This is a genomic window from Paenibacillus sp. SAF-068, from assembly GCF_051967555.1.
Lineage (GTDB): Bacteria > Bacillota > Bacilli > Paenibacillales > Paenibacillaceae > Paenibacillus.
Map to the genome: position 1 here is coordinate 53,397 of NZ_JBQCJX010000009.1, position 14,032 is coordinate 67,428.

The window sequence follows — 14,032 nt, forward strand, 5'->3', positions numbered from 1 at the left end:
GGAGATGAGCGAACATGAGTACAGGAAATCAAACGGGACAGCAAGCGATGAAACAGAAACATAAAGGTCAACCGGTGGAAAAGGAAACGGGAGTGGCTGGACGGGTTCAGCCCTTTCCGGGCAGCCGCAAAGTCTACATTCAGGGCTCACGACCGGACATTGCTGTTCCCGAGCGTGAGATAGCCCTTCATGACACGAATACTCCCCAAGGGGTGGAGCATAACGAACCGCTGCGTGTCTACGATACGAGCGGCCCCATGACTGATCCCGAATTCCAGATGGATATTCGGAAGGGATTACCTGCGCTCCGAAATCACTGGATTATGGAACGCGGTGACGTTGAGGCGTATGAGGGCAGAGCCGTTCAACCCGAGGATAACGGATTAAAGCCTGGAGGGCGGAGAGCCGGGGCAGAGGAATACCCTGGATTTCGGGGACAACCGCTGCGTGCTCAGGCTGGGCGCTGTGTCACGCAGATGCATTATGCACGGCAGGGCATGATTACACCGGAGATGGAGTATGCCGCTATCCGTGAAGGGGTGGAACCGGAGTTCGTACGGCAGGAGCTGGCGAGCGGGCGGGCCATCCTGCCCTCCAACATCAATCACCCGGAGAGTGAGCCGATGTTGATTGGTCGTCATTTTCACGTGAAGATCAATGCCAATATCGGTAATTCCGCTGTATCTTCCTCCATCGAGGAGGAGGTCGAGAAGATGACATGGGCGGTACGATGGGGATCGGATACGGTGATGGATCTGTCCACAGGCAAAAACATTCATACGACACGAGAATGGATTATCCGCAATTCACCTGTGCCGATTGGCACGGTGCCGCTGTATCAGGCGCTGGAGAAGGTGAATGGCGAAGCGGAAGCGCTGACCTGGGAGTTGTACCGTGATACGCTCATAGAGCAGGCAGAGCAGGGCGTAGACTACTTTACGATTCATGCAGGCGTGCTGCTGCGGTATATCCCCATGACCGCCAAACGGATGACAGGCATTGTGTCCCGCGGCGGCTCCATTATGGCAGCATGGTGTCTGGCGCATCATCAGGAGAATTTTTTGTACACCCATTTTGAAGAAATCTGCGAGATTATGAAAAGGTATGATGTGGCGTTCTCACTGGGAGATGGACTACGTCCAGGCAGCATCTACGATGCCAATGACGAAGCGCAGATGGCGGAATTGGCTACGCTTGGGGAATTAACGCAGATCGCGTGGAAGCATGATGTGCAGGTCATGATCGAAGGCCCGGGTCATGTGCCGATGCACAAGATCAAGGAGAATGTGGATTTGCAGATGGAAATATGCCAGGAGGCACCGTTTTACACTCTCGGGCCACTGACAACCGACATTGCACCGGGATACGACCATATTACGTCCGCGATTGGGGCGGCCATGATTGGCTGGTTCGGTACGTCCATGCTCTGTTACGTCACGCCGAAGGAGCATCTGGGGCTTCCCAACAAGGATGATGTACGCGAAGGGGTTATTGCCTACAAGATCGCGGCCCATGCCGCCGATCTGGCGAAAGGCCATCCACGCGCCCAGCGCCGGGATGATGCGTTGTCCAAGGCGCGCTTCGAGTTCCGCTGGCGGGATCAGTTTAACCTGTCACTCGACCCGGAACGGGCATTGTCCTACCACGATGAGACGCTGCCGGCAGAAGGGGCCAAAGAAGCTCATTTCTGCTCCATGTGCGGACCAAAGTTCTGCAGCATGCGTATTACGCAGGATATCCGTGCTTTTGCGGCGGATAAAGGATTGTCCGAGAATGAGGCTGTAGCAGCGGGTATGCAGGAAAAGGCCGAGGAATATCGGACACGGTCCTAAGGGAGCCAAGTGATGAAGGTTTTGTGTCTTTAAATTATAAATACGGATTAATGTTTGGATGCGGCCAAACCTTCTTCACCGTAACTTTTGGATTCAATCTAACTTACGCCAAATCCGAAATAGGATGCCTGCGATGACAAACAGCACGCCATCAGATAGTTTAAGATTATTAGCATGTAGAAGTGCGGAAGAACCCATACCGACTAGGAACAAGATAAGAATATATAAAAATCGCATTAATTTATTCACCTCTCTTGTTGAATGAAATGTGTAAAAGAGAACGATTTAATATCGTTCTCTTTTGTGAATTTAACTTTATTCAACCTTATATTACATAAATATCTCTAACAAAGACTTTATTAGTAATTAAAATTTTTAAGTGTGCCTCTGGAATCATTATCAGCCGAGCCTGAGAAGCCAACCTCTAGAGCTCCAAAACTCAATCCTACACTGCCTGTATCTTTAACGTGGTAGTAATTGGATTATATCTGAGATAGACCATCACAGCAGTACATCGAAAATTTGTATCAGTTAATTGTTTGATGCTACTATTGTCGAGTCACTCCCAAATTCTTATCCAAATGCGCCGCAAGCAATGCCAGCGGACTATGGATCGCAATGCCCGTGTCTGCTGTAACCTGAGCAGCTGCGGGAGCCATGGACAGTTGGGCTGCCACTACCATTGTACCCGGATACTGCTCAGCAATCTGCTGTAGTCCTTCACGTACCGCTTCGACATATCCTTGCTGATCTCCACGCATAATCAACTCAAATGTCCCAGGGATGCATACCGCTTCCGTCTGAGATATCTTGGCAACGTGTAGTTGCTCATTCCCATCCTCTTGCTGTAATGCCTGATTCACCCGTGCCATCGTTCCTTCAATGGTTGCCGGGTTGGTGAAGGCTATGATGTAATCTCCCGTGACTCGCCGCATCTCCTGCAATAGCGGATCATCTATGCCAATCACTGGCACAGGGATCTGTGTGGCTTCCTGCTCCAATACTGTCGCAAACAGGGTACATGTGACCAGGATGGCATCGGCATGACACTCGGCGATCCATCGGAGGGTCTGGGCTACTTTCTCGTGGATGATGACATCGGTGAAGTCAGCGTCATGTTTAAGACGATCCAGACCTGGGTCGACGTAATGGACCAATTCAACCTCATAAGCAGCAAGCGTCTCTTCAATTAAAGCGATGTTGGAATAGTGAGCGTGAAAACAACCGATGGTGATCATATGCTAAATCCCCTTTTCCAGTTCGTATATGTCATGGATGATCTCTTAGATATTTAAACCATTATAGAAACATGCCTGAGAACTGTACAGTTGTTTGCTGCTCAACGCCAATAACCGCCCTCCCGCCAAGCTGCGGAAAGACGGTTCATAACCGAAATGGCAATCGTCAGGTATCCGTTTTATCTAAGGGAAGGAGAAGCGGTTTTTTTCGCCATTTTTTGCTGTAAAATTTCATGGAAGGATAGGCCTTGAGTGTTCTCATTTTCCTTTTTGGGTGCATTGGTCGCCGTGTTGCGCGGATATTGGTGGTGATACGGGATCATTTGCTGAATAGGCATGCGGATCATCTTGGTTCCTCCTTACGTGCATGATGGACATGCATCGGTTATTTATATGTATTTTCAACAGTAGTTTTGTTGGTCGAAATAAAATGAATTCAACCTGTACGCATATAGGTACTATGACTTGTTACATGAATAAGCGAGAATTGAATGGTAATTCCGACTCGGATGTAGTGATTTTACCCAGTATTCAGAAGATGTAAACGGTTTTAGGGAAAATCAGGAATATAGAACCTGATATGAAAGGCGGGGTATGGGAGCGTGGTATCGGTTGTTATGCGAATGGACCTAATTTTAGGAAAGTCAATGGTGCTCGCCTCTAAGGCATATGTCCAAGTGACTAGGTATGATATATGCTAACTAACTTGGTCCTATGGTCGGGGTATATTACTCATAAAATGTAAAAAAACTGCCAAGAGCTCTTGGCAGCTACGAAATTCTTCATTAAGTTCTCTCAATAAATTCCCTTTTTCAAGAGGGGCATCCGTTAGTATTAATTCTGTTACCTGCGTTCTTTTACCGCAATATACACATCCACCTGTGTATGCTCCGGGTCTAAACTCCGCTCATCGTAATACTCAAAATCTCCCGTAAATGTGCGGTCACTCTGATGGCTCCACGCCCACACCGCTTCCCACACTTCGCTGACCACTTCAACCATCGGTCCGGTTCTCGAAGTAAACACTGCATAAGTAGCAGGAGGTAGCTGCAGCTCATCGAATCCTTCAGGCAGCAGTTCACTCTCACCGACTTCATGTCCGATCAAAATGGTATATTCTCCGACAATGCCATCTTCGTAATCGGTGTAACAGCCGTAACGTGCAGCTTCAACAGAAGGAATATGTTCGGAGGCAAAATAACGACCCCACAACGCACCGATGCTGCCTTGGCCGCTCATCTCAATTGCGTTGGTCGTACGAGCGGACAGTCCGGCTAGGCGTTTGCCTGGAAGGGTGACATAGCGAATGGGTTCCCCGGCAAGCAGAGCGTCGTTAACCGCAGAAGAAACGTCAGATGACGGTGCTCCGGCATGCATAGGTGCATTAGCGACAGTGGCTGACCCGTCCTGAACGATCCCTACATTTCCTCCATTACGCCAGCGTTTCAAAAAGGGCAGCTGGTTACGCAGCATCGAACGAGCGGATTCCTCATCCATACCCTCGTCCTTCAGAATGCTGGTGCACATCTCCGTCATGCCTTCGAGTGAAATACCGGGCTGTTCGAACATGCCCTCTTTGTAACAATAGATACAGTACTCACGGGTTATACTTCCATCTGCTTCCGTTCCGAATTGGGCAGTTGTTGTGAGCGGCATACCGCAGCTTTGACATACCGTAACGTTCATCTTTCATTCCTCCTTGGGGATATATGCAACTTCAACCTGAACATATTTGAAGTATACGGGGAGGAACTGGACAGCTGTCTGTCAGGTTTGAGCGGAGATTTTATAATTTTGAACAATTTGTTCGGCTATACGGCACACGTTATTCCGAATATGCAAGGGTTCCAGTACCTCAACATCCGCCCCGAAGCCCAGGATGAAGCCGTACAGCCAGTTATCTTCTGGAAAAGCGACCTGGCTGATATAATACCCGCTCCCGTCAGGCAATACATTTTCAATACCGAACCATTCCTCCGCAAGATGACGGATACGTGCATGGAATCTCAGGGTAATCCCAATCTGGTTGTCTGGCCGGCTCCATTCCTGCTGCCATGGCCGGTCTTGAAGGTTGATGGATTTTCGTTCATAGTGCTCTGTAGTAAGAGAGACGTCTTTCATGCGAACCAGCTTGAACATTCGGAATTGATTTCGTTCATGGCAAAAAGCATACAGATACCATGCGTGCCTCTTCAGCACAAGCGTGTGTGGTTCAACCGTGCGATAGGTCCGTGCACCTTCGGCGCTGCAATAGGCGAAATTAATGCATTGAAGCTGATCGATTCCCTGATCGATGACTTTTAATTTCTGTTGCAGCGCTTCAGGGTGCGTCCACGTTGAATGATCCACGATGAATCGGTGGGTGCTGGCTTGAAAATCTTCATTTTTGGCTTCCGGGACGATACTGCTTAGCTTTTCCACCAACAGTTCACGTGCCGCATTTGTATGTGAGGTGGATATACTGCGCAGGGCGGTGACGATGGAAACAAGATCCCTGTCGGTTAACAGATTGCGATCCAGACGATACCCTTCCGCTAGACCGATGCCTCCGCTTGCTCCCTGATAGGTCACGACCGGAATTCCGGCTTGCCCCAATGTGTCGATATCCCGATAGATCGTCCGGATGGAAACTTCAAACATATCGGCCAGGTCTTTTGCCTGTAATCGCCCCCGGTTAATAAGCAGTACAACGATGGCTAACAAACGCTCCAGTTTCATAGCTACCTCTTCCTTTTTTTTATTTGTGTTTATATAAATGAGCTATTTCTTTTACACTTGAACGGAGAGGGCAGAAAAAACCTGAAAAAGCGAAGCTAAAAGCTTTCTGAAAGAAAGCTGCATCGGAAGCATATGCTTCGCCTTTATCACCGGATTTTCCCCTTTGGAAGAGGGAATCAAAAAATCTGGGGATAACAGCGATTGAAAGGTTATTCTGTCATCGGAGTGAACTGTGTAAAACTTTTGTCCAACTTATATAACATTGCTTTCAATTGTTTATCTGGTACTTATCTGTTAGATTCATAGGTGTTATATTGCCCAGCATCCCATATAGGAGTGAAATAAGCAATGAAGCGAATTACGATTCTGATTGCGGACGATGAAGTAGAGATCGCGGATCTGGTGGCTTTACATTTACAAAAAGAAGGCTATCATACCGTCAAGGCATCTGACGGACAGTCAGCACTACAGGCGATTCAGACACATGCCATTGATTTGGCCGTACTGGACATTATGATGCCAGGTATGGACGGGTATGAGGTGACCCGCAAAATACGGGAGCAGCATCATTTTCCGATCATTTTCCTGAGTGCCAAAACCTCGGACATGGATAAAATTACGGGGCTCGTGATGGGTGCCGATGATTATATGACCAAACCGTTTAATCCGATGGAGCTTGTAGCACGCGTGAATTCTCAATTGCGGCGTTCATTGCAATTCAGCCAGTCCACAGCGGCGGTTCAACGCTCGATTCTGGAAAAGGGCGGACTTGTCATTGTACCGGAGCAGCATAGCGTGACGCTTTACGGTAAACCGCTGGAGTTAACACCGAAGGAATTTGATATTTTAGTGCTGCTCGCGAGCAATCCGAAACAGGTCTTTAGCGCAGAAAGCATTTTTGAAAAGGTATGGGGAGAGGCTTATTTCGAAAGTGGCAATACCGTTATGGTACATATTCGGACGCTGCGCAAGAAGCTCGGAGAAGATGTGGACAAGAACAAGTTTATCAAAACCATCTGGGGCGTGGGGTACACGTTCAATGACTAAACGCAGAAGCTTTCGCACAACGATGATTATGCTGCTCGGGCTGAGCATGCTGTCTTCTGGTGCCGTAACATTTATCGTGTACAGGCTGTTGCAGATGTATTATGCAGGGGTCAGAAGAGAAGATCCGCTGGCAGAATATCGTAATATCATGAGAAGTATTGGCGATCTATATGTCTTCATGCTGCTCTTCATCCCGCTTGCGATTTTATTTTTCTACTTGTTTACGAGACCTTATGTCACGTATTTCAAAGAGATTTCCACAGGCATTAATCACTTGGCGAATGGAGACTTTCAGCATCGTGTTCAGATCTCGTCCAAGGATGAATTGGGTTCAATTGCGGAGAGTGTGAATATGGCAAGCCAGAAGCTGCGGGAGGCGATGGAACGAGGTGACTTTGCCGAGAACAGCAAAGATCAGCTTATCGTAAACCTTGCGCATGATCTGCGTACACCGTTAACCTCTGTGCTGGGCTATCTGGATCTGCTGATGAAGGATGAGCAGCTGACGGAGGAACAGGTACGGCATTTTACGTCGATTGCATTCACCAAATCACAGCGTCTGGAGAAGCTCATTGATGATTTGTTCGAAATTACCCGCATGAATTATGGCATGTTGCCTATAAACAAAACACGGCTGGATCTTAGCGAACTGCTGAAGCAGATGAACGAAGAGCTCTATCCTGTATTTGAAAAGAACCAACTGGTTGCCCGGTTGAAAATAGACACGGACCTTACCATCTCCGGTGATGGAGAGTTGCTGGCTCGTGTGTTCGAGAATCTGCTGATTAACGCTGCACGGCACGGCAAGGACGGCATGTACGTGGATATTAACGGATATCGTGATGCAGAACAGGTTATTATTCAGGTGATTAACTATGGTGGACATATTCGCCCAGAGGAATTGCCGCATATCTTCGATATGTATTACACCGGAGATCGTGCCAGAACCCCTCAGGAGGGTGGGACAGGCCTCGGCTTATTTATCGCCCGCAATATTGTGGAACAGCATGATGGTAGGATTTCGGCCCAGAGTGATGTGGTGCGGACGTTATTTGAAGTGCGTTTTCCATACTTCAATGAGGTTCGACGTCAAATTTAAGAAAAACTTAAAAAATGCCCTGCTTTTTCTTTAACTTGTTTTGTCTATCCTTGATGTATGAGGTAAAAGGAGGAACAAGCATGAAGAAGTGGGGCTTTTTGATATGTATCGTTTTGATCGGATATATTGTTACACAATCACCGGGTTGGCTTCAGCAGAAGGATGAATTGCCTATCGAGATTCAGAATACGCGTGAAAATCCTGCAGGTTATACGGTATCTGTCACGGGAAATATTCAGGATCAGGTACATAAGGGCAACCTGTTACTGGTTAATAAGCAATACCCGGTTCACGAGGAGGGGGTTAGATCCGATATTGTACATGTGGCCGATGAGGATGACTTGCTTCGTGGATATGGAATAATGGATCGGAAAATCATGTTATCCCGACTGGTAGCGCAGGAGTTTCGGAAGATGGTTGAAGCAGCAGGCGAAGAGGGAGTCCGGTATTTTCTTGTCAGCAGCGGGTACAGGGATTTTGCGAAGCAGGACGAGCTGTATCGGGAAAAGGGTGAAGACTACGCACTGCCTGCCGGTCACAGTGAGCACAATCTCGGGTTATCCCTGGATGTCGGTTCCACATTGGCTGCCATGAATGAAGCACCAGAAGGGGCCTGGCTGGAGAAGAATGCATGGAAATACGGATTTATTTTACGTTATCCGAAGGATAAAGTGCGTATCACGGGTATACAGTATGAACCATGGCACTTTCGATATGTAGGGCTGCCGCACAGTGCTGTCATGTATAAGAATAATCTGGTGCTGGAAGAGTATCTCGATTTGCTAAAAGAGAAAGAGAACATTAATGTGGAGGTAGAGGGTGAGGCATATCATATTCGCTACTATAGAGCCACCCAAGATATGACCGTTTACATACCTGAGCAAGGCCAAACTGAAATATCGGGCGATAACATGGATGGTGTCATCGTCACCGTAAAGAAATAACAGGGCAACGCAAGGGAGGCTAGACAACATGAATGATAACAACCAGAAGAAAAGCAAATATTACATCCTTTGGATTGCCGTCTTCATGATCTATTTATATCTGCTGACGAAGTTGATCCTGTTCAAAGGAAGTCCAGTCGACTTTGGGATCGTGAAGGTTCGACTTATGGCATTCTTGGAACAACCGGGTCTGATCCATACACGAATTGTCAACCTGACGCCATTTCAGGAAATTTCACGAGACTGGAACAGCCTGTCGTTACATCGCCCGGGCACCGCAATCCATCTGGCAGGAAATGTAGTGGCCTTTATCCCACTGGGCATCTTCATTCCTGTGTTGACGGGCAACAAATTATTCTCTGGAATAAAGGTGTTCGTGCTGTCCCTTCTGCTCAGTCTGGGCTATGAGGTGACACAGTTGTTGACGGGTATGGGCATATTTGATGTGGATGATCTGATGCTTAATACGCTCGGCGGCTTGATTGGATATATTGTTTTCACCATGGCTATGGGCCTGAAAAAGGTGCTGGTGGGAGGAGAATCCCGCGTGACGTCGAAAAAGTATAATTCCAAGGAGAGTCATGTGTAGGGAGGGATCACGTTGATTCTAATGGCTGTACTGTTTATTGGCGCAGGACTAATTTTTCTCGTCTATCCACACAGTGTAACGGATGCTTCGGAGAAACAGATCACGGATCGAGTGATCATGTCGAGATGGGTCGGCGGTTCGTTAATTGCTCTGTCGTGTTTGTTTCTGATCATGGGCACGATTCAACTGTTGGATCAAGCCTCACATCATGTCGGGCATTAACAGACCGTTGATTTAAAGTTTAAGCAACAGCGGACATTTATATATATATCAAAAGCTCCCCGTCACGTGCTGATTGCACGTAATGGGGAGCTTTTTGGTATAACTTCATCATATTAATGATTGATTCAAGTCATTAAGCTTTTTTCATCATTTGACGCAATACGGTTTGCAGGATACCGCCGTTATGGTAGTAATCCACGTCCACCATGCTGTCCAGACGAGCGATGACAGGGAATTCGAACTGTGTACCGTCTTCACGAGTAACGGTTACTTTCAATTCTTGACCTGGTTTCACATCATTGCTGAGGCCAGTAATATCATACGTCTCACGTCCGTTCAGACCGAGGCTGGACCAGCCGTGACCTTCCTGGAATTGCAATGGCATAACGCCCATGCCCACCAGGTTACTGCGGTGGATCCGCTCGAAGCTTTCCGCGATAACGGCTTTGACGCCGAGCAAGAATGTTCCTTTTGCCGCCCAGTCACGGGAGCTTCCTGTACCATACTCTTTACCTGCGATAACGATCAGGTTCTGTCCTTCATCCTGATACTTCATGGAAGCATCGTAGATGGACATTTCTTCGTCTGTTGGCAGGTACTTCGTAATACCGCCCTCGGTGCCCGGAGCCACCTGGTTACGAATACGAATATTGGCAAACGTACCACGCATCATCACTTCATGGTTACCACGGCGGGAACCGTAGGAGTTGAAGTCTTTGCGCTCTACGCCATGTTCTTTCAGGTACAGTCCAGCCGGGCTGGATACTGCAATATTACCAGCTGGCGAGATATGATCCGTTGTTACGGAATCCGCAAGCAATGCCATGACGCGTGCAGAACGGATATCTGCGATATCGTTCAACTTGTCGCCAAGCTCCTGGAAGAATGGAGGATTCTGAATGTACGTGGAATTCGGGTCCCACTCGTACAATTCGCCTTCCGGTACAGAAATTGCATTCCAACGCTCATTGGCTGTAAATACATTTTCGTACTTGTTGCGGAACATCTGAGCGTTCAGGGAACTTGCAATGGTATCCTTGATTTCCTCGGAGCTAGGCCAGAGGTCTTTCAGGAATACAGGCTCATTGTTCGTATCATAACCGATTGGATCGGTTTCAAAGTCAATATTTACAGTACCTGCAAGTGCATATGCCACAACGAGTGGTGGTGATGCCAGATAGTTGGCTTTAACTTGTGCGTGCACACGGCCTTCGAAGTTACGGTTACCGGACAATACAGCCGCAACGGTCATATCGTTCTCAGCAATCGCTTCGCTGACTTCGTCCGGAAGCGGGCCGGAGTTACCGATGCAAGTCGCACAGCCATAGCCGGCAACGTTGAATCCGAGTTGGTCCAGATATGGAATCAGGCCTGCTTTTTCCAGATACTCGGTAACTACAAGGGAACCTGGTGTCAGACTGCTTTTCACATATCCTGGCTTGGTCAGGCCGCGTTCAACTGCTTTTTTCGCCAGCAGTCCCGCTCCAACCATAACACTTGGATTCGAAGTGTTCGTACAACTTGTGATCGCAGCGATCACAACAGCGCCTGCTTTCAGTTCACTGGTGGAACCGTTAGGGTGCTTCAGAGGCACTTTTTGTTCAATTTTCTCATCGCTCAACCCATAACCACCTTTATCTACAGGTGTGCGGATGATGCTATTGAAGCTTTCTTTCATTTGTGTCAGCTCGATGCGATCCTGAGGACGTTTTGGTCCTGCAAGGCTCGGTACAACAGAGCCGAGATCCAGTTCAATCACATCTGTGAATTCAGGGTCAACGGTGCTGGAAGTACGGAACATGCCTTGCGCTTTGTAGTAAGCCTCAACCAATTCAACCTGTTCGTCAGGACGACCCGTGCTGCGCAGATAGTTCAACGTTTCACTATCGACAGGGAAGAAACCGATGGTAGCGCCGTACTCTGGTGCCATATTGGCTACTGTTGCACGGTCAGCCAAACCAATGTTGGCAAGACCTGGTCCGTAGAACTCTACGAATTTACCAACAACGCCTTTTTTACGAAGCAATTGGGTAACGGTCAGTGCCAGATCCGTTGCTGTTGCGCCTTCGCTCAGGCTGCCTGTCAGTTTGAAACCGATAACGTCCGGTGTTACAAAGTAGAGCGGTTGGCCCAGCATGCCTGCTTCGGCCTCAATTCCACCAACACCCCAACCAACAACGCCAAGTCCGTTGATCATGGTGGTGTGGGAGTCTGTACCTACGAGGGAATCCGGGAATACAACGGTCTCGCCGTCAACGGTTTTCGTTGCTGCCACGGAAGCGAGATACTCCAGGTTAACCTGGTGAACAATCCCTGTGGATGGTGGAACGGCACGGAAGTTGTTGAATGCCGTTTGCGCCCAACGCAAGAAGCGATAACGCTCTTCATTACGCTCAAACTCAACTTGGATATTGTAATCCAGTGCATCGTTGGTACCAAAAGCATCAACCATGACGGAGTGGTCGATAACGAGATCGACGGGTACGAGCGGGTTAATCTGTTTAGGATCTCCGCCTGCCTTTTTCACAGTATCACGCATTGCAGCGAGGTCAACGACAACTGGTACACCGGTGAAATCCTGCAGAACGATACGTGCAGGGATGAATGGAATTTCCTTGTTATTATCACGGCCATCTGCCCAGCCGGTCAGTTGTTTTACGTGTTCTTCGGTGATGGCACGTCCGTCGAATTGACGAATTGCTGCTTCAAGCAACACTTTAATGGAGAACGGAAGCCTGGAAAGATCGCCGTGGCCGTTTTCCTGAAGAGCATCGAGACTGTAGTAGCGGTAAGACTTGCCTCCAACCTCAAGACTGCGAGCGGCGGAGAAATGATTCTTTGCTGACATACATGTACCTCCTTGGGATGTGTCGGTGAGATGAAGAAAACGTTCATTTAGGTGAAGAACAGGCCTTCATCGTTCCGTGTTCTTGTTCGTTAGTTTCATCAGATGAAACGTAATTTCATAATCATAACTTTAGTTTTAAGTATACCGTTTTCACTTCCGTACGTAAAGGTCTTTTTGCCTGATCAAGCAAGCTTTTGAACCGATGAAGGCGTTTTCGTGAAGCGAGCAGGAATAAGATATCTCGTGTACCTGTATTTGCCGAATTTCGGATCTCCTTCCCGTGCCGTGTACATACAACCGAAGACCTTCTCATATGAATAGTAGGAGTTTGTATACGCAGTGAAATATTCCGGACAGAACTCATGCCAAAGGGGGACACAGGCTTGGAACGGGAATGGAAGAGTGCCTTATATACTTACGTGAACCAGTACAATCGCTGTGAGATCGACTATCGTCCACAGACCAGCGAACGGATCGTTACCGATCCTGACTTCGTGGTGGAACGGGGAGAGCGTATGGCAAGGCTGGACGAATGGTATCGTAAGCGGCGCGCCGTGCCTCTTCGCAGCGAGACCAGCGCCAAGCTTGTGCGCACGCTTATGGATGGACAGGAAGAAGCGGTGGTTGATGTACAATTGTACAGCAGACTGTTCTACGAGAAGAGCGGGATCACCCATCGGGAGGACCGGATCGAGCGGGAGCGGTTAACCTTTCTGCGGCAGAGTGGTGGATGGATCATTGGACGGGTCGAGCGAGAAGTGCCGGAGCGTCGCCCTGCTGGGGAAGGGCGTCCGTTTCAACAAGCCGATTTTGTACAGGCGATGAATCGGCCGCTGCTGAATCGGGAGGTGCTTGGTCAAGGAAGAAGTTCACGGCAGCAGTCATATCGCAGAGATCTGGCGGTTGCCTATGCGGATCGGTGGTGGAATGCGGGGAATCCGGCATTTGAGGAATTTGATGTGGACTGCACCAATTACGTGTCCCAATGTCTCTTTGCAGGGGGCGCACCCATCCACTATACTGGTAGAAGAGAAGCCGGCTGGTGGTATAAAGGGTATGTCAATGGCTCCGAAATGTGGAGCTACAGCTGGGCAGTCTCCAATAGTCTGGAGCGTTATTTGTCAGGCAGCAGCTGGGGTCTGACTGCGACAGAAGTGGAGCGTCCTGAGCAGCTGATGCTAGGTGATGTTATTCTCTATGATTGGGATGGAGATGGACGATTTCAGCACAGTACTGTTGTAACCGCGTTTGACGCAGGCGGTATGCCGCTGGTTAACGCACATACGGTTAGCAGCCGTCACCGATTTTGGGATTACCGGGATTCTTACGCTTGGACGGAGCGGACGGTATACCGGCTTTTTCATATTGCAGATGAGTTTTGATGACGAAAGATTTTCGGGATGCGGTGACGCAGACATCCAGTTCCGTGTAAAATAAGACCAGATAATGCAAGCAGAATAACAAGGGTGCTGAGCACGCAAAAATGACAGCATCA

The 14,032-nt window shown here is 48.5% G+C and carries 12 protein-coding genes; 7 read left to right on the forward strand and 5 right to left on the reverse strand.

What is annotated here, in order from left to right:
• Positions 1–47 precede the first annotated feature (47 nt).
• Positions 48–1,832: a phosphomethylpyrimidine synthase ThiC gene (gene thiC, locus ACTHPG_RS26740; protein WP_440392437.1), complete on the forward strand. Its 1,785-nt coding sequence runs from the start codon at positions 48–50 to the stop codon at positions 1,830–1,832.
• Between the two features lie 548 nt (positions 1,833–2,380).
• Here thiC and ACTHPG_RS26745 read toward each other — a convergent pair.
• From ACTHPG_RS26745 to ACTHPG_RS26760, 4 genes are all read right to left on the reverse strand, one after another.
• Positions 2,381–3,070, reverse strand: coding sequence for a hypothetical protein (locus ACTHPG_RS26745; RefSeq protein WP_440392395.1), 690 nt, complete (start codon positions 3,068–3,070; stop codon positions 2,381–2,383).
• A 179-nt stretch (positions 3,071–3,249) separates the two neighbouring features.
• Complete coding sequence (locus tag ACTHPG_RS26750; protein ID WP_440392396.1) at positions 3,250–3,417, reverse strand: hypothetical protein; 168 nt, start codon at positions 3,415–3,417, stop codon at positions 3,250–3,252.
• Between the two features lie 496 nt (positions 3,418–3,913).
• Positions 3,914–4,756: a zinc ribbon domain-containing protein gene (locus tag ACTHPG_RS26755; protein WP_440392397.1), complete on the reverse strand. Its 843-nt coding sequence runs from the start codon at positions 4,754–4,756 to the stop codon at positions 3,914–3,916.
• 81 nt (positions 4,757–4,837) lie between these two features.
• Positions 4,838–5,788, reverse strand: coding sequence for a helix-turn-helix transcriptional regulator (locus tag ACTHPG_RS26760; RefSeq protein ID WP_440392398.1), 951 nt, complete (start codon positions 5,786–5,788; stop codon positions 4,838–4,840).
• 348 nt (positions 5,789–6,136) lie between these two features.
• Between ACTHPG_RS26760 and ACTHPG_RS26765 the strand changes: the two genes are divergently transcribed.
• From ACTHPG_RS26765 to ACTHPG_RS26785, 5 genes are all read left to right on the forward strand, one after another.
• Positions 6,137–6,835: a response regulator transcription factor gene (locus tag ACTHPG_RS26765; protein ID WP_253429893.1), complete on the forward strand. Its 699-nt coding sequence runs from the start codon at positions 6,137–6,139 to the stop codon at positions 6,833–6,835.
• Positions 6,828–7,934, forward strand: coding sequence for an ATP-binding protein (locus tag ACTHPG_RS26770; protein ID WP_440392399.1), 1,107 nt, complete (start codon positions 6,828–6,830; stop codon positions 7,932–7,934). Before ACTHPG_RS26765 ends, ACTHPG_RS26770 begins: the two co-directional genes overlap by 8 nt.
• Positions 7,935–8,014: 80 nt before the next feature.
• Positions 8,015–8,878, forward strand: a complete 864-nt coding sequence (locus ACTHPG_RS26775; RefSeq protein WP_440392400.1) for a M15 family metallopeptidase — start codon at positions 8,015–8,017, stop codon at positions 8,876–8,878.
• A 28-nt stretch (positions 8,879–8,906) separates the two neighbouring features.
• Positions 8,907–9,467, forward strand: a complete 561-nt coding sequence (locus tag ACTHPG_RS26780; RefSeq protein ID WP_440392401.1) for a VanZ family protein — start codon at positions 8,907–8,909, stop codon at positions 9,465–9,467.
• A gap of 12 nt (positions 9,468–9,479) precedes the next feature.
• The gene (locus tag ACTHPG_RS26785; protein ID WP_440392402.1) at positions 9,480–9,689 is read left to right on the forward strand and encodes a hypothetical protein; all 210 of its coding nucleotides are present in this window, start codon (positions 9,480–9,482) and stop codon (positions 9,687–9,689) included.
• Between the two features lie 133 nt (positions 9,690–9,822).
• On the opposite strand, the gene acnA is transcribed toward ACTHPG_RS26785, so the two are convergent.
• Complete coding sequence (gene acnA / locus ACTHPG_RS26790; RefSeq protein WP_440392403.1) at positions 9,823–12,537, reverse strand: aconitate hydratase AcnA; 2,715 nt, start codon at positions 12,535–12,537, stop codon at positions 9,823–9,825.
• A 362-nt stretch (positions 12,538–12,899) separates the two neighbouring features.
• Here acnA and ACTHPG_RS26795 point away from each other — a divergent pair, with 362 nt between their 5' ends.
• Positions 12,900–13,919, forward strand: coding sequence for an amidase domain-containing protein (locus tag ACTHPG_RS26795; RefSeq protein ID WP_047841417.1), 1,020 nt, complete (start codon positions 12,900–12,902; stop codon positions 13,917–13,919).
• Positions 13,920–14,032: the final 113 nt, after the last annotated feature.